Below are 26,089 nucleotides of genomic sequence, written 5' to 3' on the forward strand. Positions count from 1 at the left end.
GTTCGGCCCGCGCTCCCCAGGGGCGATCGCCCGCGGCGCCGGAGGCGACGCCAGCCAGCTCAGCCAGCCAGCTCAGCCCTCGAAGGGACCGAACTCGACGACGGTGACCTTGATGTCGGCGCCGCTGGGGGCCGTGTAGGTGACCGTCTGGCCGGTGCCGACGCCGAGGATCGCCTTGCCGAGCGCCGACTCCGGGCTGTACACGGTGAGGTCGGTGGTCGACGCGATCTCGCGGGACCCGAGCAGGAACGTCTCGGTGTCGGTCTTGTCGTCGTCGAAGTAGATCGTCACGACCGAGCCCGGCTGCACCGAATCGGCCGTCGAGGCCTCGCCGACCTCGGCGTTCCGCAGGAACTCCTTCAGATACTGAATGCGGCCTTCCTGTTTGCCCTGCTCCTCCCGGGCAGCGTGATAGCCACCGTTCTCCCGCAAGTCGCCCTCCTCGCGGCGAGCGTTGATCTCCGCAGCGACGGCGGGCCGCGCGGCGATCAGCTCGTCAAGCTCGGCCTGCAGCCGGTCGTAAGCGTCCTGAGAAAGCCAAGTCTTGGGCGCCTCTGAACTGGACACGGTCGATCTCCTTGCTGGAACGGGGAACGCTCAGCATCGTCGTTGCCTGCTGAACGGAGCGAATCACCAAGCTTACCAGCGGTACGCACAACGGCCGGATTGCTCGATCTTGCACCATTCAAACCCGGAACCGAGGGGGTCAACCGGCGGGTTGACAACCCACGACGTCGCCCACCGAACCACGTTTCGAGGTGGGCACCGGCTCGTCGGCCGAGATCGAGGTGGCGCTGGCGTCAGCGGGCTTCACGACGACCGTACGCCGGCCGACCTCGTTACCGCCGTAGTCGCGGGCGCGCAGCACGCACTCGGCCGACTTCCCGGCCGGCACCTTGACGGTGAACTTGATCGTCATGGCGGTGTCGGTCGGCTGCCAGCCGACGATCTGCGCCTGGTAGTCGGTCTGCCCGTACCGCTGATAGAGCTTCACCGACACCAGCACCGACGCCGCCAGCACGACCACCAGGATGATGACGGGCACCACCGGGCGGCGCCGGCCCTCGCGCCGGTGCCCGTAGCGGCCCGGCGGGAACACCGGATTTGTGGTGCGCGTCTCGCTCACCTGAAGACCTCTCGTGCGTTTCTTGTCGGTGGCATCAGCCAGAATGGCAGAGTCCATCTTCGCACTCCGCCTACTAGAGGAGTTCTTCGGTGACCGAGCAGCTGCGCCTCATGGCGGTGCACGCCCACCCCGACGACGAGTCGAGCAAGGGCGCGGCGACCATGGCGAAATACGTCGCCGAGGGCGCGAGTGTGCTGGTCGCCACGTGTACCGGCGGCGAGCGCGGCAGCGTGCTCAACCCGAAGATGGACCGGCCCGAGGTGCTCGCCGACATCGCCAACATCCGCCGCGCCGAGATGACCAAGGCGCGCGAGATCCTCGGCGTCGACCAGGCATGGCTCGGCTTCGTCGACTCGGGCCTGCCCGAGGGCGACCCGCTGCCGCCGCTGCCCGAGGGCTGCTTCGGCCTGCAAGACCCGGAGGAGGCGGCGAAACCGCTGATCAAGCTGATCCGCGAGTTCCGGCCGCACGTCATGACGACGTACGACGAGAACGGCGGCTATCCGCACCCCGACCACATCATGTGTCACAAGGTGTCGGTGGTCGCCTTCGACGCGGCCGGCGATCCGGAGAAATACCCCGAGCTCGGCGAGCCGTGGCAGCCGATGAAGCTGTACTACAACTCCGGCTGGACCAAGGCGCGGATGCTCGCGCTGCACGAGGGCATGCTGGCGGCGGGCCTGGAATCGCCGTACACGGAGTGGCTGGAGAAGTGGTCCGACCGCGACGACCGCGGTGACAAAATCACCACCCGCGTCGAGTGCGGGGAGTACTTCCACGTCCGGGACGACGCGCTGCGAGCGCATGCGACCCAGGTCGACCCGGAGGGGTTCTGGTTCCGGATCCCCCTCGACCTGCAGCAGAAGGTGTGGCCGACCGAGGACTTCGAGTTGGCGCGCTCGCTGGTCGACAGCCCGGTGCCGGAGTCCGATCTGTTCGCGGGGATCCACGATCGGGTCGAGGCCTGCTGAGCTTGCTGGCGTCGCCTCCGGCGCCGCGGGTGATCGCCCCTTCGGGGCTGATGAGGAGGCAGCCGGTTTGCGACGCCGCAATCCCCGCGGCGGCGCAAACCGGCTGCCTCCTCATCAGCGGGGCGATCGCGGGCCGTTCCCGGATACGGGGCACCCCGCAGATACGGAGTCGTCGTGCGTCGCGACATGCCGGGCACCGGACGGGCCTGCACAAGACTGCGGCGGCGGATCGGGCGGGGCTCCCACGCTGAGCGAAGGCACTCGTCTCGCTCGGTGGGTCAGCTGTTCCGGCTAGTGGGCTGCGTCCGCACGCTGACCGGCCCGCCCCACCGCGACCAACACGCAAGCCCCTGATGTTCGCAGCGATGGCCGGGTCTGGGCAGAGCCCAGGGTCTACCCCCGAAAGCAGAGAACCCGACAAATGCGACGCGCGGCAAGGAGAACTCGCTCCGCGGGCGATCGCAAGCCGTCCCGTGATACATACAGAGTCCACGGCGATGACCGGGGTCGGCGGGGTTCGGGTGACAGGGGCGGGCGTACCCTCACCTTGTGGACGTCATTTCTGCGGTCAACAACTTCGGCGACACCCGGTCGGGTGGCCTGGCCGGCCCGATGGGGCTGTTCGTGATCGTGTTGCTGTCCATAGCGACTGTTTTGCTGATTCGCAATATGAACAAGCGCTTGCGTCGGCTTCCCGACAGTTTCCCTGACGCACAGCAGACACAGCGTGAGGCCGAGATCGCGCGGCTCAATGCCGACCTCGAGCGCCCCGGTGTCGAACCGCTTCGTCCCGACAGCGATCAGAATCGATCGTCGGGAGATCAGGTCGCTGCGGAATCCGAGGTCAACGCCGATACTACTGACAGTGACAAAGCCGTCGCAGATGGCGACCAGGGCCGCGTTTGACCACGTGAACGGCGGTTCGGCCGCCGAAACGGCCAATACTCTGCGTATCGGTCAGACAAAAGCCGAACACGGGTCGTGCGTCAACCCTTGTTGTGTTCATCGGGATTGATTTAGCCTTCCGCCGGGGGTCTCAACGACCCCGGACCCTGCGCGGAAGGGGGCGCCGAAAATGACCATTCCCCGCCCCCGGCTTTCGCGACTGCAGATGCACGTGCATCCGCGAGTGCCGCTCGTGAACTGGGACAACTCATGACAGCGCCCCCCGTCGCCGGGACGGGCGTCCGTCGATCGTGGACAGCCGCGACCGGCTTGGCCGGACGGTCCCGCGGCGTCCGCGCGCTCACCGCCGTCGTGGTCTGCGTGGCCGTTCTGGCGGCCGTCGGCGGCGTGCTCCTGCCCGCCGATCGCCCCCTCGGAAGTCCACTCTCGGTAGTGGCCGGAGTGGGCCTGGCGGCGGTGCTGGTGACCGCCGGACAGCTGGCCCGGCTGCGGTTCCGGCTCGGCCGCGGCGTCGTCTCCATCTCGTGGGGCGAGGCCGCGTTCATCATCGGGTACGTGGTGGCCCCGCCCGGCTGGCTGCCCCTGGCCACGCTGGCCGGCGCAACCTTCGCCTGGACCCTGCTGTCCTGGCTGGACGAGCGCCGCAACATCGCCGAGGTCGCGCACCTGGCCGCCTGCCTGTCGCTCGGCGCGGCCGGCGCCGCCGGGGTGGCCCGGCTGATCGGCGGCGACGCGTCGCTGCTCAGCGTGCGGGCCCAGGGCGCCCTCGTGGCCGGCGCGCTCACCTACTTGCTGATCACGTTCGGCCTGGCCGCGCTCACGCTGACCGTGCATCGCGACGCGGCGACCGCACAGATCTTCGCGCGGATCCCGTACGCCAAGATCCCGATGTTCGTCGGCAACGTCCTGGTGGGGCTCGGCGCCGTCTTCGCCCTGCTGCGCGGCCCGGCCTGGCTGCTCGCCTTCGTCCCGGCGCTGTGGCTGCTGCAGCGCACCTACCGCTTCCACCTGCGCGCCGAGCAGGAGCGCCGGATGTGGGAGGCGTTCGCCGCCGCCACCGCCGCGATGCCCGGCCGGACCCTGTCCGAGGTGGCCGCCGCCGGCCTGCGCGGCGCGCTCGACGTCTTCGGCGCCCGGCGGGTGGAGATCGAGGTGCAAGGCGTGGAGGGCGAGCGGCGGTACGCCCAGGAGGCCCCCGGCCAGGACAACGCCGTCGCCGGGTTGCCCGGTCCGGCGATCACCCGGTCGATGGCGGTCGCCGGCGATGTGGTCGGCGAGCTGACCGTCTGGCTGGCCGAGCCGACCCTGCCCGCGCCCCGCGACGAGGCCGCGATCTCCGCGTACGGCGACGCACTCGCCGCGGCGCTGCATGATGCCTCGGCCCGCGAGCAGGTCGCCGAGCTGCGCGAACGCGTCGACCACGACAACGCCCACGACCGTCTGACCGGCCTGCGCAACCGGGGCAGCCTGCTCGCCGACGGCGACCGGGTGCTGCGCGAGGAGGTCGGGCGCGACCGGCATGTCGCCCTGCTGCTGCTCGACATCAAGGGCTTCCGCGAGGTCAACGGCACGCTCGGCCACCGCTGCGGCGACGAGGTGCTCAAGGTGATCGCCGAGCGCCTGACCGACCTGTCCCGGGAGAACGACCTGATCGCCCGGGTCGGCGACGACGAGTTCGCGCTGCTCATCCCGACGGTCACCGCGCTGGCCGACTCCACCCGCCTGCGCGAGAACCGGCTGCACGAGAACCGGCTGCACGAGAACCGGCTGCACGAGAACCAGCCGCATGAGACTCCGCAGCACGACACGGCCAGTCCGCTGCCGATGGCGGTGCGCCGGGCCCGCGAGCTGGTGGAGAACCTCGCGCTGCCGATGGAGGTGGCACGCGTACGCCTGGCGGTGGAGATCGCGGTCGGCGTGGTGGTGGCCCGAGCCGGCGGCGTCGAGGTGGCCGAGCTGGTCCGCCGGGCCGCGCTCGCCCTCGGCCAGGCGAAGGGCCAGGAGCTGGCGGTCGCCACCTACGACGCGAGCCAGGACGCGGTGACCACCGACGAGCTGGCGCTGCTGGCCGAGCTGCAGGACGCGCTGGCCGCCGAGGACCAGATCGTGCTGCACCTGCAGCCCGCGGTCGACCTGGTCACCGCGGCGCCGACCGGGGTCGAGGCGCTGGTCCGCTGGCGGCACCCGCGGCGCGGCCAACTGTCGCCGAACGACTTCATCCGCACGGTCGAGCACACCGAGTTGCTGACCCCGTTCACCCGGCGCGTGCTCGATCTGGCGCTGCAGTCCGCGGCCGGCTGGCACCGGGTGGGTGTCGACGTTCCGGTGTCGGTGAACGTGTCGGCCCGCAGCCTGCTCGACCCGGCGTTCCCGGCCCAGGTCACCGAGGCGCTGCGGCGCCACCGCGCGGCCGCCTCGAGCCTGGTCCTGGAGATCACCGAGTCGGTGGCGGTCAGCGACCTGCCAATCGTCGACGACGTCCTGGCCAAGCTGCGCGACGCCGGCGTCCAGCTCTCCCTGGACGACTTCGGCACGGGCTACTCGTCGCTGGCGATCGTCACCCGCGCCCCGGTCGACGAGATCAAGATCGACCGCTCCTTCGTGGACGACATGATCGACTCCTCGGCGGCCGAGGCGGTCGTCCGCGGCGCGGTCGAGTTGGGCGCGCGGCTGGGCGTCCGGGTGGTCGCCGAGGGCGTCGAGACGACCGAGCAGCGGGCCGCGCTGATCGAGCTGGGGTGCCCGAACGCCCAGGGCTACCACTTCTGCAAGCCGATGCCGGCCGACCGGATCGTGCAGGCGCTGACCCAGCTGAGCGACGCCGCCCCGGACAACATCCGCCCCCTGCGGGCCGACGACGCCTCCTGACGGCGTGCCGCGCGGCCCGGCGCCGATCCCGGCCCGGCGCCGATCCCGGCCCGGCGCCGATCCCGGTTCCGCGCCGATCCCGGCGCGGTGCTCAGCGCCGGCCGAGGGCTCGTTGCGGCGGGCGCCTCTCGCATTGAAGGCGCTGCGCGGGCGTCAGCGGGGGGATGGCGGTGGGCGTGTGGGCCCGACGGCGCGAGGCGTTACCGTTCGGGGCGTGTCACTCACGTCGATCAGCCGATCTTGTCGCCATCTGAGCGTGGTGGGTGCGGTGCGTTACTTGTCCGTCCCGGCGCTCGTTAAAAGCCGGGAGCCGGGAGCCGGGAGCCGGGAGCCGGGAGCCGGGAGCCGGGAGCCGGGAGCCGGGAGCCGTTAAGTTCGGTGTCTCGTGGTCGGTGACCGCCGGGTTCGGGTGCCGGTCGGTGCGGGGTCCGAGCGCTGGGTGACGGTCGCGGCGGAGCGGACGGTGCTCGCCGTCGCCCGTACGATGACCTCGACGTTGCGGGTCCTCGATGCGGTGGCTTCGCTGTCCGGCGACCCGCGGGTACAGGTGGTCTTCGCGATCAACGGCTCCTCCCCGTTCGCGGGCGGCGTGCAGCGGCTGCTCGACGCCGTGGGCGCACCGGTCATCCCCTGGCCGGAGGCGGCGAGGCTGTCGTTCGACCTGGTGCTGACGGCGAGCGAGAACACCGAGCTGGACGGCTTGGACGCGCCGGTGCTGGTTCTGCCGCACGGGGTGGGTTTCCAGAAGTTCCTGCCGGACTCGCGGGACGCCGGCCGCCGGTTGTCCGGTTCGCTGCGTCGCGAAGACGTGCGGGATCGCCGGGTGGTGGTGGCGGTGTCGCATCCGGATCAGGCGGCCCAGCTCGTGGCGCATTCCCCGTACCTGGCCGGGATGACGGAGGTGATCCTCGATCCCGTCTTCGAGCGGCTGCCGGCGAGCGCCTGGTTCCGCGACCGATACCGTACGGCGTTGGGGCTGGGCGATCGCCGGCTGGTCGTGCTCAGCTCGACGTGGGGCCGGGAGTCGCTGCTGGGCCGGTGGCCGGATCTCCCGGTGCGGCTGCTCGCCGAGCTGAGCATCGATGAGCACGTGGCCGGTGCGATCCTTCACCCGAACATCTGGTCGGGCCATGGCGCCTGGCAGGTGCGCTCCTGGCTGGCCCGCGCGAGGGACGCCGGCCTGCTGGTGATGCCGCCGGAGGGCAGCTGGCCGGCGCTTCTCGTCGCCGCCGACTGCGTCATCGCCGACCACGGGTCGGTGAGCCTGTACGCCGCGGCGGTCGATCGTCCCGTCCTGCTGGCGCCGCCCGCGGCGGAGACCGTGCCGGGGACCGCGATCTCGATGCTGAGCGCGGTCGCCGTACGGCTGGATGTTCGACGTTCCCTCCGTGACCAGGTGATTCAGGCGGTGAACGGGCACCACGCCGGTCGCTACGAAGAGGTGACCGCCAAGTCTTTCGCCGGGCCGCCGGCGGCGCGGCCGGTGCGCAGCCTCGTCTACGAGCTGCTCGCGCTCGCCGAGCCGCCGTACGAGCCGCCGCTGAGGGGCTATCCAGCACCGGAGCCGGAGCAAACCTTGCCCACTGCGTACGCGATCTATACGCAGTTGTTCGATGGCGGTGTCGCGGTGCGGCGCGTTCCCGCGAGCGCCGATGCCGCGGCCACCGCGCCGATCGGCTGGGAGCGGCATCTGGCCGTCGACAAGCAGGAATGGGACCTGCGCCTGCTGCAGAGTGCCGCGATCCTGGTGTCGCGGGAGCCCTCCGACGAGAAGCGGGATCGCGAGTTGCTGGCGCGCCTGCCCGGCGCGGACCTGACGGTCGCCCCGGCCGAGGACGGGGCCGTGGTCACGATGCGCAGTGGCGGCCAGATCGAGCTGCGCGACCCGGACCGGCGGTGGGACCCGATGCTGCTGGGCGCGGTGGCTAGGGCCGTGCCGTACGCGGAAGCCGCGACGACACTCGTCGTCCGAACCGGCACCCGCGAGTCGCGCATCTCGCTTCGCCGATGGGGGTGATCGTGCTCAGCGAAGCCGATCGAGCCGCCCGCGCAGCCGCTCGACGCGCAGGCCGCCCGCAGCCTGCTCGACCTCCAGCGCGCGGTGCACTTCACGCCGTTCCCCGTCCCGGTCCCCGAGCCGCTCGGCCAGATCGGCCAGCGCCTCGCGAGCGGGGACCTCGTAGTGCCACAGCCCTTGGCCGGCGAAGTAGTCGGCGGCGGCGCGCAGGTCACGACTGGCCTGGGCGAGATCGCCATCGTGCAGCCGGGCGAGCCCGAGGCTGTACCGGCAGCGGGCGGCCATCCGGTCGTCGCGGTCGTGCAACCAGTCGTACGCCTCGGTAAGCAGCGCCAGAGCGTCCCCGCGGCGCCCCATCGCGTCGAGGCACACGCCGAGGAAGTACCGCACCAGCGCCGCACCTCGCCACTGCCCCGCCTCGATGTTGAGCGCGAGCGCCTTGCGGTACGCGGCCTCGGCTTCGACCCGGTCGACGTTTTCGAGGTAGCGGCCGTACATCTCGAACACCGAGGCGACCAGTTCGGGATGATCGACGTGGGTCACCGCCTCCAGCGCGGCCTCGATCTGCACCCGGGCGGCCGGCAGATCACCCAGGTCCTGGTACGCCCGCGACGCCATGCTGGTCAGCCGTGCCACCACGTCGTACCGGCCATGACGCCGGGCGGCCCGCACGGCGAGCCGAGTCGTCTCGATCCAATCCGGGTGATGCCGGTGGTTGAGGTACAGGGCGGTCAGGGCGAGCGCCAACTGCCAGGTCGGCTCGTCCATGCCCGCGTCCGCGGCCGTACGGACCACGGCCAGCAGATTCGCCCGCTCGGCCGCCAGCGCGGCCAGCGCGGATCGCCGGCGATCCGCCCCCGCGAAGGGATCGGGCCCGAGCGGCTCGGCGTGGCCCACCCGCAGCCGGTCGTCGCCCATGATCGCCCGGTCGGCCCAGCCCGCGAACGACAGGCAGGACTCCACCACCCGGCGCAGAACGGCGGCTCGGCCGTCGGGCTCCTCCACCGCCGCCTGCCGCGCGGCATGCAAGCGGACCAGCGGATGCATCCGGTACCGGCCCCGGCCGGAGCGCTCCAGCAGACTGGCATTGGCCAGCGTCTCCAACGCCCTGGTCGCCGCCGGCCCGTCCGTCCCGGTCACCGCGGCCGCGAGAGCACCGGTGCAATCGTCCAGCTCGACCGCGCCCACGCCCCGGTACAACTGCCGGGCCTCGCCGGGCAGCCGGCCGTAGCTGACCGCGAACGCGGCGGCGACGCCGTCGGCCACCCCGGTCGCTGCCCACCCGGGCACCGACAGCGTGTCCAGCCGGCGCCCCTCGTCCGCCAGCTCCTCGGCCAGGTCGGCGACGGTCAACGTGGAGTCGAGTGCCAGCCGCGACCCCGCCACCCGCAGCGCCTCCGCCAGCCCGCCGCACCGGCGCACGACCTCCTCGGCCGACGCCGGATCCCCGGAGACCCGATCGTCTCCGCACATCTCGGCGAGCAGGGCGACCGCTTCCCGGTCCGGCAGGGCCTTGACCTCGATCACTCTGGCGCCCTCCTTGACCAGGTCGGCGAGGCGATACTCGGTCGTCACGACCACCGCACTGCCCGCGGCGCTGGGGATCAGGGCGCGCACCTGCGCCGGGTCCGTCACCCCGTCCAACACGATCAACATCGGCTTGCGCCCGGCCGTACGACCGCGGAACAGCTCCACCTGGTCGACCAGGCTGGCCGGCAGGAACCGCTCGTCCACGCCGACCGCGCGCAACGCCTTCGCCGTACCCTCGGAAACCGCGGCGCCCCCGGACCGCCCCGCCAGCGTCGCGAAGTCGACGTGGACATGGCCGCCCGGGAACCGATCACCGAGAAGTGCGACCGCGCGTGCGACCAGCGCTCGTTTGCCCGCCCCCGGCATCCCGATCAGCATCACCATCGTCACGCCGGCCGACCGGTCACCGGTCAGAAACCGCCGCAGGGCCGCCAGCTCGGTCACTCGGTTGAAGAAGGAGCCGACGAACGCCCGGAGCTGCCACGGCACCGCCTCCTCGGCCGGCAGGGGCGGATAGTTGTTGACAGTCATGTCCCCGTCGACCCGGATCAGCCCGGCGATGCCGCCCTCGGCGTGAATCTCGACCCGCGCCCGCTGCCACAGGTTCCGGAACTGCTCCGCGAAAACCGGGTCCTCTGTGGCCAGCCGTAGCAGCGCCGTCACGAGCGTCGTGCGGGCGTCCTGGTCCGGTGTTCCCTGTTCGAGGACGGCCAGCGCGTTCGAGGCGTCGGGATCCGCTCCCAGACGGTGCCGGACGGAACGCACCAGAGACGACCATGCGTTCGCCGTCGCGGCGGCCACACCCTCGCCCGCCCGTGTCGCCAGACCGCCGGACAGCGCGGCGACGAAGGCCTCGACCATCTCCGAATACATCCGACCCCCAGGCACGAAACGGTCAACCGGCGTAGCTCAGGGTATAGAACCACGTACACCCCGATCAGCCCTTGGACGACCCGAGCGCCAGGCCAGCGATGAATTGTTTCTGCAGCAGGACGTAGACCACGAGGGTGGGGACGGCGGCGATGAGTGCGGCCGCGGCGATCATGTTGTGGTTGGCGACGAACTGGCCCTGGAGGTTGGCCAGCGCCGAGGTGATCGGCCGCTTGTTGCCGGTGGAGATCAGCGTGATGGCCCAGAAGAAGTCGTTGTAGATCCAGGTGGTGAGCAGGGTCGCCAGGGCGGCCAGGGCCGGCCGGCACAGTGGCAGGGTGAGCCGCCAGTAGCGGCTCCACAGCGACGCGCCGTCCAGCAGTGCGGCTTCGTCGATCTCGGTCGGCAGCGTCTTCATGTAGTTGGCCAGCACGAAGACGCAGAAGCCGAGCTGGAAGGAGATGTTGATGACGATCAGACCGGCGTACGAGTTGTAGAGCAGTCCGTTGCCGCTGATCCAGTCGGGCAGGTGGACGGCGAGGTAGATCCGGTAGAGCGGGGTGATGATGACCTGCTGCGGAAGCAGGTTGCCGGCCGTGAACAGGATCAGCAGGGGGATGGTGAACCGCAGCCGGAGCCGGGACACGACGAAGGCGACCATCGAGGCCAGCAGGAGGGTGATCAGGACGGCGGGCACGGTGATGTAGACGGAGTTGAGGAAGAACCGCCACATGTCCGACTGGGTCCAGGCGTTGGCGAAGTTGGCGAGCGTCAGGTGCCGGGGCAGCGAGACGTACCCCAGCTTGTTGGTCTCCTCCACCGGCCGGAGGGCCACGTAGAGGGCGAAGACGATCGGGGTCACCCACAGCACCGACATGACCAGCATGAACATCTGCGCGGCGACGCTGCCGACCCGCCGCGGCCGGCGGGCCGGGGTGGCCGGAGGATGGCTGGTGCGCGCCGGGGTGGTGGCGGCCGTGGTGGTCATCGTTGCTCCTCCCGGCGGAACGCCTGCCACAGGAAGATCGAGATCGGGACGAGGGAGATCACCAGGAGTACGACGCCGAGAGTGGAGCCGAACCCGATCCGCTGCGTCTCGCCCACGATGTTCTGGGTGACGGCGACGGAGAGCAGTTCGAGGCCGCGCAGCGGGTTGCCGTTGCTGGTGATGTAGACCAGGTCGAAGGCCCGCAGCGACTCGATCACCGTGACCACCAGGATGACGATGTTGATCGGCCGCAACGCCGGGAACACCACCCGCCAGAAGGTCTGCCAGGGGTTGGCGCCGTCGACGACGGCAGCCTCCCGCAGCGCCGGGTCGAATGCCTTCAGACCCGCCAGATACAACACCATCACGTACGGCGCCTGCCGCCAACTCGCCTCGACGAGCAGCGCCCACAGATTGAGCCGCGGATTGCCGAGCCAGTCGATGAGGTTGTCGTTGTGGTTGTGCCCGATCAGGGTGTTGATCAGCCCGTAGTTGGGCGAGTAGATCAGTTCCCAGATGATGCCGATCAGCGCGAGCGACAGCATGACCGGTAGGAAGAGGGTGCTCTGGTAGATCCGGCTGCCCCTGATGCCGCGGTCCAGGATGACCGCGAACAACATCCCCAGCGGGGTGGCCAGGAGGAGGAAGACGGCCAGCCACAGTGCGTTGTGCCGGACGGCGGGCCAGAAGTCGGGATAGTTGGTGAAGGCCTGGTGGTAGTTCTGCACCCCGTAGAGGCAACCGGGTTGCGGAATGCCGGGCGCGGAGGGCAGATCCGCGCAGGACTTCATGGTGATGCTGCCGACGCCGGTCCACTTGGTGAAGGACAGGAACACCGAGGCGAGCGCCGGCACCCAGATGAAGGCGAGGTCGAGCAGCAGCGGCACGCCGAGCATGAGGGTGGCCACGACGACGTCGCGGCGGCTGAGGGTACGCAGGCGGCGCCTCCGGCGGCGGGTGGCCGCCGGAGGCGCGGAGACGGTCTGACTCATCACTTCGTGAAGATCGTCTTGGCCTGGTCCTCAGCGCTCTTCTGGATGGTGGCGATGGTGGCCGGGGTGGGCGAGTCGACGAACTGCTGGATGAGTTTGATCATCGCGTTCGCCATGTCCGGAACGGTGTCGCGGTCCATGAACTGGGCGACGTTCTTGCACTTGGCGATCTCGGCGACCGACTTCTTCTGGATGTCGTTGTAGCTCGGCGCGACCAGGCCGGTGGCCAGGCCGACATCCCAGTGGTCGGTGGCCAGGAACGTGGTCTCCGCCTGCGCGGTGCCGATGTATTCGAGCACCTTCTTCGCGGCGTCCTGGTTCTTGCCGTTCTTGGGCAGGATGAACCCGTCGGTGGGTGCGTCCATGTAGTCGGTGCCCCATTGCGGGTCGATCGCGGGGAACGGGAAGAAGTCGAGGTCGCCCAGGTTCTTCGGGTCATAGTTGGCGGCGACCTGGTTGGAGCCCTGGAACATCATCCCGGCCTGCTTGTTCTCCAGTGCCTTGGCGGCATCCTGCCAGATCCGGCCGTTGGCACCCTTCTGCTGGTACGCGGTCAGCTCGCGCCACTGGTCGAAGACCTTGGTGACGCCGGGATCGGTCCACGGCACCTCGTGCTTCATCAGCTTGATGTGGTAGTCGTAGCCGTTGATGCGCAGGTTGAGGATGTCGAAGGTGCCCAGCGCCGGCCAGCCGTCCTTCTCGGCGAAGGCCAGCGGGATGAGCTTGTCGGCCTCCATCTTCTTGCACAGCGTGATGAAGTCGTCCCAGGTGGCCGGGACCTGGTAGCCCTTGGCCTTGAAGACGCTCTTGTTGTAGAACACGACCCAGGGGTAGTTGTAGATCGGCACGAGGTAGTACTTGCCGTCCAGCCCCTTGGACAGGTTCTTGGCGGCATCGCCGAAGGTGCCGCCGATCTTGTCCCACACGTCGTCGATCGGGGTCAGCAGGCCTTGGGCCGCGAAGAACTGCAGCCGGTACCCGGCGAACCAGGTGGCGAGGGAGTCCGGCGTGCCTTGCAGATAGTTGCTGATGTTGTTCTGGAACGTGTTGTGGTCGGTCGTGTTGACCGTGATCTGCACTCCCGAGGAGCTAGTGGCGCTCTTCACGAGCGAGGCGAACGCGTCCTTCGGGGCCGGGTCGGAGTAGTTCGACCCGAACGTGATTCCGCCGCTGCCGGCGGAACCGCCGCCGCTGGGCGACGACTTGTTGTCACCGCAGGCGGCCAGGAACGCGCCGGCCACGGTGAGACCGGCGAAGCTCTTCAGAGCCGAACGGCGGCTCAATCCGGACGAAGTGAGCGAAATTGGGGAGTTGGTCGGCATGGTCGCCTCCGGCGTCCTGTTGACTTGGGTTCGAGTCGTGGACGCGAACGTCCGACTCACCAGATTTCTCCAGGAAAAACGAACATCAATCAACGCAGAGCACCATGAGCAAACTACCGGTTACCGACTGATGTCAAGAGGCCTCCTTTCTGTTTCGACAATCTTCGAAGCGCTGTCGTAGCGGCCCGGCCGTGTCGTTGGTTCGAACCTGGTTCCTGAATGGTCGCCGGAGTGGTAACCACGGGTACCGGCCTGGTTCGCTCACCAGCACGGGTGAGCCGGCGGTACCCGATGAAGTCCTCAGGGGACGGCGGACCGGCTCCGCGAGATTCGAGGAGGAATGTATGCATCTTCGACGAGCTGCCGCCGCGGCGGCGCTGCTCCTGACCACGACGGGGCTGGCCGTCCTGACGGCAACTCAAGCCGCTCTCGCCAGTCAGGGAGGATGCACCAATTACACCGGAATCCATGGATACGACGTGGGCGTCTGCGTCAACGACCATGGCACCGGCCTTTCGGCGTACCCGGACATCTACGTCAACCGCTCCGCCGGCGCCGGCAGCTGCACCATCACCATTCAGCTCTGGAACGACCTCAACCAGCGTTTCGGCAATGACGCCACCGTCGATTGCGGAAGCGGTCACAAGGTCGGCAACGCGACCTCGCTCAACTCGCCGCAGACCGTCCATGCCTTCGCCCGGCTCAATCTGGGCGGAACGCAGTACGCAATGGGGGACAGCCCGTCCATCCGGATCGGAACCGTCACCTACCCCAACAACCAGACCGGCTGTGTGGACTGGCCGGTCACGAAGTTCCTCCAGACGCCGTGGACCCACCAGGTCAACGGGGGAGCCGGCACCGTGACCCAGATGCCGGACGGGTACTACAACAACAACGGTGGCTCCGGGTACCACAAGGGTTGCGACAGCACGAGCAACATGAATCAGTACTACGCCCTGGACGTCACGATGAATCCTGGCGGTCCGGTTCTTGCCGAGGGCGGCGCCGGAACGGTGGTGATGGCGGGAGACACGCAGGCCGGCTGGGCCAGCTGCGGCAAGACCGTCGTGGTGGATTACGGCGGCGGCTGGTGGAGCGCAGTCTGCCATCTCCAGTCCGTGTCCGTGCATGCGGGCCAGTCCGTCACCGCCGATACCGTCATCGGTTATTCCGGGATTACCGGCGACTACGGAGGCACTGCCCACCTGCATTTCTCGCTCATGCAGGGCGCTCAGCTCTACTCGGTCAACGGCGTGCCCTACGGCGTTTACGGCGGGCATAGCGCCAAGCCCCACCACATGTTCCACCTGGGCAACAAGGGCTACTACGAGAACATCACGCCGGGCATGACGATGAGCTACTGACAGGCCGGCCGCGAGATCGACGCCGCGCCGTTCCGCGATCGTCGATTCGCCGCCGGTTCATCGAAAGGTGCCGATGGTAGGATCGGCCGTCCAAAGGTTTGACGTCAGAACGGTGGTGTGGGTGGACCACGAACCGGCGAGCGAGGGTGCCCGCGGTGACAATGCCACCAGATCGGGCGAAGCCTGCGCAGTGCAACGAGAACTCGGCGCCGCACTGCGGAGGCTTCGCCATGATCGGGGATTGTCGCAACGGGCGCTGGCCCGCGAGCTGAGATACGGGTCGCACAGCACCATTGCTCAGCTCGAGGCCGGTCGCCGCATACCGTCAGCGGAAATCATCGAGGCCTATCAGCGACACTTCGCAGTCTCGGACGACAGTCTGCGCCGGCTACGCGGCCGGCTCCTGGCCGAGCTGTCCCTGGCCGCACACGACCAGGCGTTGCGCCTCGCCCAAGCGTCCAGCGTGGCTGTGGTCGACACGTCCCGTTCCGATGTGGTCGGCAACGGGAAGCCGGTCGACGGTGGCGATCCGGTTCCGGCGACGGACGCGGCAAGTGATCCGCCGTCCGGGGCTTTTCCCGGACGACTCCGGAGGCGGTGGCGGCTCCTGACGGTCATGTCGTCGGTCGTTCTCCTCGTCGTGGCGGTGGTGCCCTGGTACGCGCGCCGGACGGAGGCGATCCACGACGGGTGGGATCCGTACGTGCACGGATGCCGGGGTGACGAGACGGAACTCGAACGCCGCCCCATCCTCTGGCCCGACGGTCAGCCGTACGGCCAGGTGGTCTTGTTCTACTCCCATGCCTGCCAGGGAGTGTGGGGCTATGTGTACGGACCCAACTCGCCCAGCTGGCGCGTCTATATCGTGGCCTACCGGGCCGACGGAACCGGGCGCGACGAGTCGAGCTTCCGGGGTGCGGCACGACCCAACTCCTGGGGCAACGCCATGTCGACGCGTCAGGGGTGCGTGGCGATCCAGGCGTGGGTACGCACCCGGGAGGCGCCGGATCCGCTGGACGGCCCGGTCGCTACGACCAGCTGCTGGAATCCCACCTGACCCGGGCGCCCGATGTGGCTTGAACGCGCAAAGGAAGTCACGCCGACGAGTGTGTCGTAGCACTCAACCGGTCACTTTGTGTGCCCACAAGCTGGCGATCGGGACGGCGACCACCTGTTCGGCCAGCCGGAAGATGCGAGGGCCGGTGCGCAGGACGAGGCCGGCTGCGAAGGCTGACCCGATGCGTTCGGCGAACCATTCCAGGTGCCGAGCGTTGGCGGCTGAGGGGGCGGCGGTGGCTTTGACTTCGACAGCGATCATTTGGCCGTCTCTGGCTTCGATGAGCAGGTCGACCTCGTGCCGACCGTGCGCATCGCGATAGTGGAACAGATCAGCGCCGACAACGCTGGCGGCGCATGCCGCTCTCGGCCTACGAGCGGGTGCATCGTCAGCCGAGGATCCAACCGGTGGCGTGCCAGCCCGCGGTGGTCAGGTCGGTCTCTGAGGAGCCGGTCAGAATGAACCGGCCGGGGCGCGGATCGTCATCGACAGCCCGCTTGACCGCGCCGAGGACTTCGGGGACAAGCTGCCACTCGTCTACGAGATCGGCTCGGGTATCTGAACGCACTGCGCCACTCGTACTGGATGGCGACGGCCGTCTATATGGGGGTGGACCCGTACCTCGCCACCGGCTTCGGCGTCCTGCACGAGATGGACGGGGCCGAAACCAAGTCAAGGGGCGGAGACGGCAAAACGTACGATGCGACGTGGAATAGCCAGGACTCGAACGTCGACCTCAACAACAATCAGGTCGGCGCCCAGGTGGGCCTCGACGTGGTCAAACAGAACGGCGACGGGATCGGCGCGATGAAACAGAACGCTCAGCAGGCGTACGACCAGATCGCGACCATGATTCGAACGAATGGCTGCAACTCCGCCGGGTGCATCGATGTCTCCAGCCCGCTTCCCTGAGTGGGCACGCGCCCGGCTGCTCCTGCTGACAGTGCTGCTGTCGGCTGGGCTGGCCGGGTGCTCACCGGGCGGCGGGACGAGCATCCTGCTGCCGGTCTGGCTTCCCGGGGGCGACATTGTCTACCAGCACGAGACGTTCGACGGCAACCGTGGCTGGACCCTACGGGCGCCGTCCGGCGAGACCCGCGAGATCGACCTGACCCAGGCGTATGTGGCCCTGAACGCCCGCAAGACCGGGTGCGGCACGGGGTTCCTGACGTTCGTGGCACGGGACGGCGGCCTCGGGCTGTCGTACGACTGTGCCAGCTCGACCGAGCTGATGGAACGGACTGCCTCCGGTGCGTACCAGTACCTCGGTTCACTGCCATCCGGCTGGCACGTTGGATGGCTGCGGGCCGGCACCGCGCTGACCGGCGTGGCCGCCGGATCCACCACTGCCCAGTCCGGGGACGGGCGCTGCGAGGGAATCGCTCCCCTCGAGGCGGCCCGCATCGGCGGCCCGTACGACGACGTCTCCGTCGACGGCCGGACGTATCCGTTGTCGCCGCCGCAGAAGGACGCCTGTACCGCACCGGACGGCGGGTTCACCGGCGCGTCCCAGCCCGCGGCTCGCCGCGATGGCACGTACCCGGTGTTTCTGATGACCGGCGACAACGGTGCCGAACGTGTCTGGTGGTGGCCGCCGGGCGCATCACAACCACGACCGACCGGCCCGGAGTTACGGGGCGTCGACAAGCTCTCGATCGACCCAGCGCAGGCGCGGGTGGCGGTGAGCACCGGCCTGGCCGATGGCGGCGTGACGCTTGTCGACCTGGCCACGGGTGCGACTCGCAAGGTGGCGGGCGCCGGCTCGTCCGGCGCCGCCTTCGCCCCCGATGGCCGCCGCATTCTGTATATCCGGGATGACAAACTCAGGTTCGCCACGCCGTGACCCGTGTTGTGACTTGGGCGCGGTGGTCCGTCGACCTGCGGGCCGCCTTGACCCCGGCCGGGTTCCTCGACGTCGCCGTCGACGAGCGGCCGGGCCGGCGTGCGGTCGAAGATGCCTTCGTGCGGTCGAAGATGCCTTGTGGCGCGAGGTGGCGGCACTGGGCTCCCGCACTGTTCCAGCGCTGAAGTCGGCCACCGGATCCGACGGGGTGTCGGCGCTTCCTGATGTGGGAGGCTGTTCTGTGTGAATCGATTGGGCGCTGCGACCTCGCCATACCTGCTCCAGCACGCCGAGAATCCGGTGGATTGGTGGCCGTGGTGCGACGAAGCGTTCGAGGAAGCGCGGCGGCGGGATGTCCCGGTTTTGATCTCGGTCGGCTATGCGGCCTGCCACTGGTGTCATGTCATGGCGCACGAGTCGTTCGAGGACGACGCGGTCGCCCGGCTGATGAATGACGGGTTCGTATCGATCAAGGTGGATCGGGAGGAGCGGCCCGACGTCGACGCCGTCTACATGACGGCCACGCAGGCGATGACGGGGCAGGGCGGGTGGCCGATGACCGTGTTCGCCACGCCGGAGGGTGAGCCGTTCTTCTGCGGCACCTACTTCCCGAAGCCGAACTTCGCCCAGCTGCTCACGGCCGTCGCCGAGGCGTGGCGGGACAAGCGGGCCGAGGTCGTCGAGCAGGGGGCGAAGGTGGTGCAGGCGATCGGCGGGGCTCAGCTGGTGGGCGGGCCGACGGCGCCGATCTCCGCGGAACTGCTTGCGGCCGCGGTTGCCGGCCTTCTCAAGGAGCAGGACCGGACGTACGGGGGGTTCGGCGGTGCCCCGAAGTTCCCGCCACACATGACCATGCTTTTCCTGTTGCGGCACCATCAGCGGACCGGGTCGGGGGAGGCGCTCGAGGCGGTGCGGGAGGTGGCCGAGCGGATGGGCCGGGGCGGCATCTACGACCAGCTCGCGGGCGGGTTCGCGCGGTACTCGGTGGACGCCCGCTGGACGGTGCCGCATTTCGAGAAGATGTTGTACGACAACGCGCTGCTGCTCCGGGCGTACACGCAGTTGTGGCGGCTCACCGGCGACCCGTTCGCGCGCCGGATCGCCGACGAGACGGCCGCGTTCCTGCTGCGTGACCTGGGCACCCCGGCCGGTGGGCTGGCGTCGGCGCTGGACGCGGATGCCGCGGGGGTCGAGGGGCTGACCTACGCCTGGACGCCGGCGCAGCTGGCCGAGGTGCTCGGCGAGGCGGACGGCGCCTGGGCGGCCGATCTCTTCCGGGTCACCGAGGGCGGGACCTTCGAGCACGGCAGCAGCGTGCTGGTGCTCGCCCGGGACATCGATGCCGCCGAGCCGTCGTTGGTCGCGCGCTGGTCGGGCGTACGGGAAAAGCTGTTGGTTTCTCGTGCCCGGCGCCCGCAGCCGGCCCGGGACGACAAGGTCGTCGCGTCCTGGAACGGGCTCGCGGTGACCGCCCTGGCCGAGCACGGCGTGCTGACCGGCTCCCGGGCGAGTGCCGATGCGGCGATCGCGCTCGCCGAGGTGCTGGCGACGCGGCACCTGGTCGACGGGCGGCTGCGGCGGGTCTCGCGGGACGGTGCGGTCGGCGAGCCGGCCGGCGTTCTGGAGGACTACGGTTGCGTGGCCGAGGCGTTCCTCGCCGTGCATCAGGTGACCGCCGACGGGCGCTGGCTCGACCTGGCGCGGGAGTTGCTCGATGTGGCGCTCGCGCACTTCGGCACCGGGGACGGCGGCTTCTTCGACACGGCGGACGACGCCGAGCGGCTGATCACGCGGCCGGCCGATCCGACCGACAACGCGACGCCGTCCGGGCTCTCGTCGATCTGCGCGGCGCTGGTCGGCTACACGGCGCTGGCCGGCGACCCGAGCTACCGGGAGGCGGCCGATGCGGCGCTGGAGCGGGTCGCGCCGCTGATCGAGGGGCATCCGCGGTTCGCCGGCTACTCGGCGGCGGTGGCCGAGGCGGCGCTCTCCGGCCCGTACGAGATCGCCGTGGTCACCCACGAGGAGCACGACGAGTTGCTCAGCGTGGCCCATCGACACGCGCCGCCCGGTGCGGTGGTCGTCTCGGGGGCGCCGGACCGGCCGGGTGTCCCGCTGCTCGCCGACCGGCCACTGCTCGGCGGCTTGCCCACGGCGTACGTCTGCCGCGGTTTTGTCTGTGATCGCCCGGTCACCGATTCGCGCGAGTTGGTCGCGCGGCTGGGGTCGCAGGAGGGTTGAGCTGGGGTGTCGATAGGCTGACGGTACGATGGATACCCGAACCGGTCTGCCCGTAGTCGGCATGGTGGGCGGCGGCCAGCTGGCCCGGATGACCCACCAGGCCGCGATCTCCCTCGGTCAGTCACTGCGCGTGCTCAGCGTGTCGCCCGACGACAGCGCCGCCCTGGTGGCCGCCGATGTGCGCCTCGGCACGCACACCGATCTCGCCGCGCTGCGTGACTTCGCGAAGGGCTGCGACGCGGTCACCTTCGATCACGAGCACGTGCCGACCGAGCACATCGAGGCGCTCGAGGCCGAGGGCGTCAAGATCTTCCCGGGGTCGGCGGCGCTGGTCTTCGCCCAGGACAAGGGGCTGATGCGGGAGCGGCTGACCACGCTCGGCGCGCCGGTGCCGCGCTGGCGGAGGGTCGAGACGGCGGCCGACATCGCGCGGTTCGCGGCGGGCGTCTGGCCCGTCGTGGCCAAGGCGGTCCGCGGCGGTTACGACGGCAAGGGCGTCTGGATGCTGTCGTCGGCGGCCGATGCTGCCGAGCTCGTGGCCACCGGCACGCCGCTGCTGGTCGAGGAGCGGGTGCCGCTGCGGCGGGAGCTGGCGGCGCTGGTGGCGCGATCGCCGTTCGGGCAGGTCGCGGCCTATCCGGTGGTCGAGACCGTGCAGCGGGACGGCATCTGCGTCGAGGTCCTCGCGCCCGCGCCGGGCCTTGCCGAGTCGCGGGCCGTGGCGGCACAGCAGCTCGCCATCGACCTGGCCACCTCGCTCGGCGTGGTCGGGCTGCTGGCCGTCGAGCTGTTCGAGACCGGGGACGGCATCGTCGTCAACGAATTGGCGATGCGCCCGCACAACTCCGGCCACTGGACGATCGAGGGCGCCCGCACCTCGCAGTTCGAGCAGCACCTGCGGGCCGTGCTCGACTACCCGATGGGCGCGACCACGCTGACCGCGCCGGCCGTGGTGATGGCCAACGTGCTCGGCGGCGCGCCGGGCGGCATCTCGATCGACGAGCGGCTGCATCACCTGTTCGCGACCGATCCCGGCGCTCGCGTGCACCTCTACGGCAAGCAGGTCCGCCCCGGCCGCAAGATCGGCCACGTGACGGTCCTCGGCGACGACATGACTTCGGTGCGGGCCCGCGCGGCCCGCGCCGCCCGATGGCTGCAGGAGGGCGCGTAATGGCACCGGTGGTCGGCATCATCATGGGCAGCGACTCGGACTGGTCCACGATGGAGGCCGCGGCGGAGGCGCTCGCCGAGTTCGAGGTGCCGTTCGAGGTCGGCGTCGTCTCGGCGCACCGCACCGTACGCAAGATGGTCGACTACGCCGAGTCGGCGGCCGACCGCGGCATCAAGGCCATCATCGCCGGCGCCGGCGGCGCGGCCCACCTGCCCGGCATGGTCGCCGCGCTCACCCCGCTGCCGGTGATCGGCGTGCCGGTGCCGCTCAAGTACCTGGACGGCATGGATTCGCTGCTGTCGATCGTCCAGATGCCGGCCGGCGTCCCGGTCGCCACGGTCTCCATCGGCGGCGCCCGAAATGCCGGCCTGCTGGCGGTGCGCATCCTCGGCGCCGCCGACCCGGTGTTGCGCGCGAGGATGGCGGCGTTCCAGGCGAGTCTCGAGAAGCTCGTCGCCGAGAAGGACGCCGCGCTGCGCGACCGCCTGCTGGGGTAGCGTCGGCGCATGGCGCGACGGTGGGGACTGTCGATCGGATCGTTCGTCCTGGCGGTGTTCTTCGGCGGCACGTCGCTGTCCGCCGGAAATGTCGGCTCGGGTGTGGCGCTGTTCCTCTTCTTCGCCGTGCTCGCGATGCTCGTCTCGCCGCGTGCCTTTCCGAGATCGGTGACCGACGCGGAGGCGCGGGCCCGGAGCGCCGAGGACGGCCGGGCGATCGTCTACTGGCGACCCGGGTGCCCGTTCTGCGTGCGGTTGCGGGCCTCGCTCGGGCGCCGCGCCGACCGTCTCCATTGGGTGGACATCTGGGCCGATCCGGCGGGCGCGGCGTCGGTCCGCGCGGTGGCCGACGGCAACGAGACGGTCCCGACCGTGATCACCGCCGGCGCCGCGATGGTCAATCCCCAACCCGAGGTCGTTCGGGCGTTGGCCGCTTAAGCGCTGTGTGGGCGCCGCTGTCTGGGTGCCGCCGTTTTGGTGCCGCCGTCTGGGCGACGTCAAAGCGCCGTCTGGGCGCCGTCTGAGGCGAGCAGGGCGGCGGCCACGGTGTCGACGTACCACCGCTGGTATTGCTCGGTGGTCCAGCCCCGCTGGCGGACCAGCCAGTCGTAATTGCGGACGTCCATCGCGAGCCAGAGCACGTCGGCAGCGGTCTCGACGTCGTGGTCGGCGCGGAGCCGTCCGGTAGCGGCGAGATCGGCGGCCAGGCCGGTCATGCCGCGTCGCCGGTCGTCGAGGTTGCGACGCCAGATCGCGGCGGCGTCCGGGTCGGCGCTCGCCGCCCCGGCCAGCGCGATCATCACGGCGGCCTGGCGGGCGTTGACCTCGGCGAGGTGCCGGGCGAACCGCACCAGCTTGGCCCGCGGGTCGGCCAGCGCCCGGATCTCGGCCACGAACGGCCGGTCGGGGAGGGCCACCGGCTCTTCGTCGCCGGCGATCGTGATGTCGACCAGCTCGGAGAGCAGCTGGCGCTTGCTGCCGAAAACCGCGTAGACCGTCTGGATCGCGACCCCGGCCCGGGCGGCGATCGCGGTGAGCGGGGTGGCGGCGTAGCCGGGCTCGACGAACAGCTCGGCCGCCGCGGCCAGGATCGCGCGCCGTGTCTGCTGGGCCTGCCGCTGTCGCTGGGCCGACTCGTACTTCCGCTTGACCACGGCCGCAGTGTAGTGCTCTATTGGATAGAGTCTCACTCTATTGAAGGTGCGTGATCATGATGTACGGAGTACTGCAGGACATGCCCGGGGTCACCGAGGCGGAGTATCGGCTGGTCGAGAAGCACCTGGGCCCCGATCGGCCGGCCGGCCTGCTCGCACACGTCTCCGGCCCGACCGACGAGGGTTGGCGGGTCATCAACGTCTGGCAGAGCGAGGAGGCGTTCCGCAGATTCCAATCCGAGCGGTTGGTACGGGCGGCCGGGCTCGCCGCGCAGTCGGAGGGGTTCGACCCGGCGAAGGCGGCCGGCTTCCGGGCGCTGACCGTCGCCGGCGACGAGTTGCCGTTCTGATGGCCGACGTCGCCGCGCTGCGGGCCCGCAACGCCGAGTATTGGCAGCACTCCGCGCCCGGGTGGATCCGGCACGCCGAGCGGCAGGACGCGCTCGGCCGCCCGCTGGGCGCGGCGGCGATCGACCGGCTGGCGCCTCGGCCGGGGGAGCGGATCGTCGACGTGGGCTGCGGCTGCGGCGGCACGACCGCCGAACTGGCGGCGGCGGTCGCACCGGGCGAAATCGGGGCCGGCCCTCGAGACGGCGGCTCGTCTGGTGGCGGCTCGTTGGGTGGCGGCTCGTTGGGTGGCGGCTCGTTGGGTGGCGGCTGGTCGGTCGGCCGCGCGTCAGGTGGGGAGGTGGTCGGCGTTGACATCTCCGAGGCCATGGTGGCCGCGGCCGCCCGGCGGTTCCCGGGCGTGCGTTTCGTCGCCGCCGATGTGGAGGCGGTCGGCCTTCTGCCGGGCGCGCCCTTCGACGCGGCTTTCTCCCGCATGGCGGTGATGCTCTTCGCCGACCCGGTGGCCGGGTGCTCGGCCATCCGACGGTCGTTGCGGCCCGGAGGCAGGTTCGCCGCGACCGTGTTCCGAGACGCGGCCGCCAACCCATGGCTGGCCGCGGCGCTGCTCGGGGCGGCCCCGCACCTCGGGCCGGTCGCCCCGCTGCCGCTCGGCGACGAGCCCGGCCCGTTCGCATTCGCCGACGCGGCGCGGATCCGGCGGGTACTCACCGAGGCCGGCTTCGACCCGGTCACGGTCGAAGCGCACGACGTCACGGTGGAGGCGCCCGACGATCCCGACACCGTGGCCGAGTGGCTGGTCGAGGTCGGCCCGGCTGGCCCCGCCTACCGAGCCGCCGCGCAGCCGGCCCGGTCCGCCGCCCGCGCCGGCGCGGCCCGGCTGCTCGACAGGTTCCGCCGCCCGGGCGACGGCTACCGGCTGCCCACCGGCATCTGGGTAATCGCCGCGGCGGTGGAACAATAGCCTTCGGCGCGAAATGGCGCGCCCCGATCTTGGATCCGTGCGGTATCCGACCTCGGCGCATCGATCGTGCCGATGGCGCTACCATGCTAGGCGTATGTATGGGTTCCGCCGCCTTGACGATCACCAAGCATGAGTGATCAAGCCTGATGCGGGAGAGTATGGTGGATTAACGGTCGATTTACGACCTCCGTTACGCTGGCGACGGATATGACGAGCGATCTGTTGTTCGCGTGCTGACGGCCGAAACCGTCAGCCTGCGGCGGGCGGCCTTCCGCGCTCTGAAGTCCCTGCCCGGGCCGCGTGCGCTCGTGCTCTTCGACTTCGGGTACGGAACCGGTCGCGTCACGAACGAGTTCGCTCTCGACTTTCCCCGGTGTTTCGGTGACTTCGGTCGCGATCTGCATGTCGTCGCGTATGACGTGTCCGCTGTCGGGCTGGACAAGGCGGCGCGTAAATTCATCAAGGAATACGATTTCGACGAGCTGGATCCGCTTTCTTTCGACATGACCGCCGAGGCGGGTTACGTGGCTGGGTCGGTCAGGCGCATATTCGACTCCGCCACGGTTACGGTCACCTTTGTGCATGGCAGCGAAGGCGACGATAGTGGCTTTGTCGGAGGCCTCGTCCGGAGCGTCAATGGCGGCGGAACGGTGTCCATGACGACCTCCTGGTACAGCGCTCTCGCGCATATCCCGGGACAATCGAGGCGGGCTGCCTTCTTCGAAATGCTGGCCGCGGTCACCGATCCGGGCGGCGAGCTGATGGTGGCACCCTCGGTGCTCGGTGATCTCGTCGACCTGCAGAAACAATGGCGGGAAAGGCGCCTCGAGGACGACGTCGCCGGCCTTCCGATCGAGGTCGGCGGCGACGTCATCTACGAGACCGAGTTGGCGCAGAGCAACTTCTGGCATGTCTTCGGCCCCGATTTGTGGCAGCTGCTGCAGGAGAACGCCAACCTCGGTCAGACCGCATGGCTCGAGGCCATCCGGCTGCCCGACGAGGAGTTCCGGTCGCGGGCGGAGGAGCAGGCCAACTTCCGGCGGACCAGGGCGTTCAACCGCCGGATTGGCCGTCGCCCGTGGCGGGAAGACGACTTCCGAGAGGTTCATACGGCCGTCGCGATCCGGAGCGGCTCGCCCGACGCCGCAGTGAGCTGAGCCCCGAACTCGGCGCGGGGACGCTCGGCAGAGCGCGAAGAACGAGTATGTCCGTCTTCAGGGGCTGCCGCTGGTGCACCTGAACCCGGAACAGGCACTCGAAACTGTCGAATCCGCGAATCTCCCGAAGAAAGTCCTTGTCGAAGGGAAGTCGCGCGCCGGCCCAGGTGCCGAATCCATATACGCCGCAGATGAGTACCAGTCCCCTTTTCGGGGCGACGGGACTGCGGCTCCGGATCATGATCCCGTAATCGGTTCGGAACCGACGGGCGACCCGCGTGCCTTCGGCGTCGGTGGAAATGAACCAGCTGTGATCGAAATCGCGTTGCGATGAGCCGTCGAGCGAGTCGATGTCCCATTCCGTCCCGTAAGTTACTGGCGAACGGGTGTCGGTGAGCGTCATTGCATCGTTATCGATGAAGAACGTCGATCCAGTCTTGTCAAGAATCGTCGAGGTCAGGCTGTTCACCTCGGTGCCGCCCAGCATGATCATGTTTTCTCGGTACTGGCCATCGGATGCCTGTGATGCGTAGGCGACCTCGAACGACGAATTGAGCGCGGCCAGCCCGTCGGTCATCTCGTGGACCGCGTGGAAGTCGCCGAGGCACGGGCACGGCAAAGTCGGAGAGTACGCGACTGAGGGCTCTGTGTTGATGTCCAGAGTGGATTTGACGGGGCGGGCACGGCTCCGGTGATCTTGAGG

General features: G+C 69.7%; 24 protein-coding genes. 15 read left to right on the forward strand and 9 right to left on the reverse strand.

The features are described 5' to 3' along the window. Positions 1-72: 72 nt before the first annotated feature. Together greA and IH26_RS0114555 are read right to left on the reverse strand one after the other, a co-directional pair. Positions 73-567 (reverse strand): transcription elongation factor GreA, encoded by a 495-nt coding sequence (gene greA / locus IH26_RS0114550; RefSeq protein ID WP_030436711.1) that lies wholly within the window; start codon positions 565-567, stop codon positions 73-75. Positions 568-706: 139 nt separating this feature from the next. After that, a complete protein-coding gene (locus IH26_RS0114555) occupies positions 707-1,126 on the reverse strand; it encodes a DUF4307 domain-containing protein (RefSeq protein WP_030436712.1) in 420 nt (139 codons plus the stop codon). 89 nt (positions 1,127-1,215) lie between these two features. Between IH26_RS0114555 and mca the strand changes: the two genes are divergently transcribed. The 4 genes from mca (at position 1,216) to IH26_RS0114575 (ending at position 7,888) form a co-directional block, all read left to right on the forward strand. Then, positions 1,216-2,097, forward strand: a complete 882-nt coding sequence (gene mca / locus IH26_RS0114560; protein ID WP_030436713.1) for a mycothiol conjugate amidase Mca — start codon at positions 1,216-1,218, stop codon at positions 2,095-2,097. Positions 2,098-2,646: 549 nt separating this feature from the next. Then, positions 2,647-3,003, forward strand: coding sequence for a hypothetical protein (locus IH26_RS0114565; RefSeq protein ID WP_030436714.1), 357 nt, complete (start codon positions 2,647-2,649; stop codon positions 3,001-3,003). Positions 3,004-3,252: 249 nt separating this feature from the next. Beyond that, positions 3,253-5,871 carry a bifunctional diguanylate cyclase/phosphodiesterase gene (locus IH26_RS0114570; protein WP_030436715.1) on the forward strand — a complete coding sequence of 873 codons (2,619 nt, stop codon included), beginning with the start codon at positions 3,253-3,255 and terminating at the stop codon, positions 5,869-5,871. Between the two features lie 439 nt (positions 5,872-6,310). After that, positions 6,311-7,888, forward strand: coding sequence for a hypothetical protein (locus IH26_RS0114575; RefSeq protein WP_157437184.1), 1,578 nt, complete (start codon positions 6,311-6,313; stop codon positions 7,886-7,888). A 6-nt stretch (positions 7,889-7,894) separates the two neighbouring features. On the opposite strand, the gene IH26_RS0114580 is transcribed toward IH26_RS0114575, so the two are convergent. The 4 genes from IH26_RS0114580 to IH26_RS0114595 all read right to left on the reverse strand — a co-directional run bounded on the left by IH26_RS0114580 (position 7,895) and on the right by IH26_RS0114595 (position 13,551). After that, positions 7,895-10,291 (reverse strand): tetratricopeptide repeat protein, encoded by a 2,397-nt coding sequence (locus IH26_RS0114580; RefSeq protein WP_051808104.1) that lies wholly within the window; start codon positions 10,289-10,291, stop codon positions 7,895-7,897. A 64-nt stretch (positions 10,292-10,355) separates the two neighbouring features. Continuing rightward, a complete protein-coding gene (locus IH26_RS0114585; protein WP_030436718.1) occupies positions 10,356-11,276 on the reverse strand; it encodes a carbohydrate ABC transporter permease in 921 nt (306 codons plus the stop codon). Further along, the gene (locus IH26_RS0114590) at positions 11,273-12,268 is read right to left on the reverse strand and encodes a carbohydrate ABC transporter permease (RefSeq protein WP_030436719.1); all 996 of its coding nucleotides are present in this window, start codon (positions 12,266-12,268) and stop codon (positions 11,273-11,275) included. Before IH26_RS0114590 ends, IH26_RS0114585 begins: the two co-directional genes overlap by 4 nt. Beyond that, positions 12,268-13,551: an ABC transporter substrate-binding protein gene (locus tag IH26_RS0114595; RefSeq protein WP_245665178.1), complete on the reverse strand. Its 1,284-nt coding sequence runs from the start codon at positions 13,549-13,551 to the stop codon at positions 12,268-12,270. The genes IH26_RS0114590 and IH26_RS0114595 overlap by 1 nt, the downstream gene beginning before the upstream one ends. 383 nt (positions 13,552-13,934) lie before the next feature. Between IH26_RS0114595 and IH26_RS55820 the strand changes: the two genes are divergently transcribed. Then, a complete protein-coding gene (locus IH26_RS55820) occupies positions 13,935-14,954 on the forward strand; it encodes a M23 family metallopeptidase (RefSeq protein ID WP_084598823.1) in 1,020 nt (339 codons plus the stop codon). Positions 14,955-15,027: 73 nt separating this feature from the next. Beyond that, entirely contained in the window at positions 15,028-16,011 is a 984-nt protein-coding gene (locus tag IH26_RS0114605; protein ID WP_084598824.1) for a helix-turn-helix domain-containing protein, read from the forward strand. A 63-nt stretch (positions 16,012-16,074) separates the two neighbouring features. Here the strand turns inward: IH26_RS0114605 and IH26_RS0114610 are convergent, their stop codons facing one another. Continuing rightward, positions 16,075-16,341 carry a DUF4143 domain-containing protein gene (locus tag IH26_RS0114610; protein ID WP_157437185.1) on the reverse strand — a complete coding sequence of 89 codons (267 nt, stop codon included), beginning with the start codon at positions 16,339-16,341 and terminating at the stop codon, positions 16,075-16,077. A gap of 255 nt (positions 16,342-16,596) precedes the next feature. On the opposite strand from IH26_RS0114610, the gene IH26_RS0114615 reads away from it, so the two are divergent. From IH26_RS0114615 to IH26_RS0114645, 6 genes are all read left to right on the forward strand, one after another. Beyond that, positions 16,597-16,923, forward strand: coding sequence for a hypothetical protein (locus IH26_RS0114615; RefSeq protein ID WP_157437186.1), 327 nt, complete (start codon positions 16,597-16,599; stop codon positions 16,921-16,923). Then, entirely contained in the window at positions 16,901-17,854 is a 954-nt protein-coding gene (locus IH26_RS0114620; RefSeq protein ID WP_030436725.1) for a YncE family protein, read from the forward strand. Before IH26_RS0114615 ends, IH26_RS0114620 begins: the two co-directional genes overlap by 23 nt. A 243-nt stretch (positions 17,855-18,097) precedes the next feature. Beyond that, positions 18,098-20,095: a thioredoxin domain-containing protein gene (locus IH26_RS0114630; protein WP_030436726.1), complete on the forward strand. Its 1,998-nt coding sequence runs from the start codon at positions 18,098-18,100 to the stop codon at positions 20,093-20,095. Between the two features lie 28 nt (positions 20,096-20,123). Beyond that, positions 20,124-21,266, forward strand: coding sequence for a 5-(carboxyamino)imidazole ribonucleotide synthase (locus IH26_RS0114635; protein ID WP_030436727.1), 1,143 nt, complete (start codon positions 20,124-20,126; stop codon positions 21,264-21,266). Then, on the forward strand, positions 21,266-21,763 hold the full coding sequence (gene purE / locus IH26_RS0114640) for a 5-(carboxyamino)imidazole ribonucleotide mutase (protein WP_030436728.1): 498 nt from the start codon (positions 21,266-21,268) through the stop codon (positions 21,761-21,763). Before IH26_RS0114635 ends, purE begins: the two co-directional genes overlap by 1 nt. A gap of 9 nt (positions 21,764-21,772) precedes the next feature. Further along, positions 21,773-22,201: a glutaredoxin domain-containing protein gene (locus tag IH26_RS0114645; RefSeq protein ID WP_030436729.1), complete on the forward strand. Its 429-nt coding sequence runs from the start codon at positions 21,773-21,775 to the stop codon at positions 22,199-22,201. Positions 22,202-22,260: 59 nt separating this feature from the next. Here the strand turns inward: IH26_RS0114645 and IH26_RS0114650 are convergent, their stop codons facing one another. After that, positions 22,261-22,917, reverse strand: a complete 657-nt coding sequence (locus tag IH26_RS0114650) for a TetR/AcrR family transcriptional regulator (protein ID WP_245665180.1) — start codon at positions 22,915-22,917, stop codon at positions 22,261-22,263. Between the two features lie 56 nt (positions 22,918-22,973). Between IH26_RS0114650 and IH26_RS0114655 the strand changes: the two genes are divergently transcribed. From IH26_RS0114655 to IH26_RS0114665, 3 genes are all read left to right on the forward strand, one after another. Beyond that, positions 22,974-23,267 (forward strand): hypothetical protein, encoded by a 294-nt coding sequence (locus IH26_RS0114655; RefSeq protein ID WP_157437187.1) that lies wholly within the window; start codon positions 22,974-22,976, stop codon positions 23,265-23,267. Further along, on the forward strand, positions 23,267-24,229 hold the full coding sequence (locus IH26_RS53545) for a class I SAM-dependent methyltransferase (RefSeq protein ID WP_034215069.1): 963 nt from the start codon (positions 23,267-23,269) through the stop codon (positions 24,227-24,229). The genes IH26_RS0114655 and IH26_RS53545 overlap by 1 nt, the downstream gene beginning before the upstream one ends. A gap of 230 nt (positions 24,230-24,459) precedes the next feature. Continuing rightward, the gene (locus tag IH26_RS0114665; RefSeq protein WP_030436733.1) at positions 24,460-25,386 is read left to right on the forward strand and encodes a class I SAM-dependent methyltransferase; all 927 of its coding nucleotides are present in this window, start codon (positions 24,460-24,462) and stop codon (positions 25,384-25,386) included. On the opposite strand, the gene IH26_RS59750 is transcribed toward IH26_RS0114665, so the two are convergent. Continuing rightward, positions 25,283-26,089: hypothetical protein (locus IH26_RS59750; RefSeq protein WP_211268643.1), on the reverse strand; the 807-nt coding region annotated here is incomplete at its 5' end. The genes IH26_RS0114665 and IH26_RS59750 overlap by 104 nt on opposite strands.

It is taken from the genome of Actinoplanes subtropicus (genome assembly GCF_000721705.1).
GTDB classification, from domain to species: domain Bacteria; phylum Actinomycetota; class Actinomycetes; order Mycobacteriales; family Micromonosporaceae; genus Actinoplanes; species Actinoplanes subtropicus.

What these genes read in the sequence shown, in the direction of transcription:
- IH26_RS0114570 (WP_030436715.1), top strand. Translation starts at nt 3,253, where the DNA reads ATGACAGCGCCCCCCGTCGCCGGGACGGGCGTCCGTCGATCGTGGACA.
- IH26_RS0114580 (WP_051808104.1), bottom strand. Translation starts at nt 10,291, where the DNA reads ATGTATTCGGAGATGGTCGAGGCCTTCGTCGCCGCGCTGTCCGGCGGT.
- IH26_RS0114585 (WP_030436718.1), bottom strand. Translation starts at nt 11,276, where the DNA reads ATGACCACCACGGCCGCCACCACCCCGGCGCGCACCAGCCATCCTCCG.
- IH26_RS0114590 (WP_030436719.1), bottom strand. Translation starts at nt 12,268, where the DNA reads ATGAGTCAGACCGTCTCCGCGCCTCCGGCGGCCACCCGCCGCCGGAGG.
- IH26_RS55820 (WP_084598823.1), top strand. Translation starts at nt 13,935, where the DNA reads ATGCATCTTCGACGAGCTGCCGCCGCGGCGGCGCTGCTCCTGACCACG.
- IH26_RS0114605 (WP_084598824.1), top strand. Translation starts at nt 15,028, where the DNA reads ATGGTAGGATCGGCCGTCCAAAGGTTTGACGTCAGAACGGTGGTGTGG.
- IH26_RS0114615 (WP_157437186.1), top strand. Translation starts at nt 16,597, where the DNA reads ATGGCGACGGCCGTCTATATGGGGGTGGACCCGTACCTCGCCACCGGC.
- IH26_RS0114620 (WP_030436725.1), top strand. Translation starts at nt 16,901, where the DNA reads ATGTCTCCAGCCCGCTTCCCTGAGTGGGCACGCGCCCGGCTGCTCCTG.
- IH26_RS0114635 (WP_030436727.1), top strand. Translation starts at nt 20,124, where the DNA reads ATGGATACCCGAACCGGTCTGCCCGTAGTCGGCATGGTGGGCGGCGGC.
- purE (WP_030436728.1), top strand. Translation starts at nt 21,266, where the DNA reads ATGGCACCGGTGGTCGGCATCATCATGGGCAGCGACTCGGACTGGTCC.
- IH26_RS0114645 (WP_030436729.1), top strand. Translation starts at nt 21,773, where the DNA reads ATGGCGCGACGGTGGGGACTGTCGATCGGATCGTTCGTCCTGGCGGTG.
- IH26_RS0114655 (WP_157437187.1), top strand. Translation starts at nt 22,974, where the DNA reads ATGATGTACGGAGTACTGCAGGACATGCCCGGGGTCACCGAGGCGGAG.
- IH26_RS53545 (WP_034215069.1), top strand. Translation starts at nt 23,267, where the DNA reads ATGGCCGACGTCGCCGCGCTGCGGGCCCGCAACGCCGAGTATTGGCAG.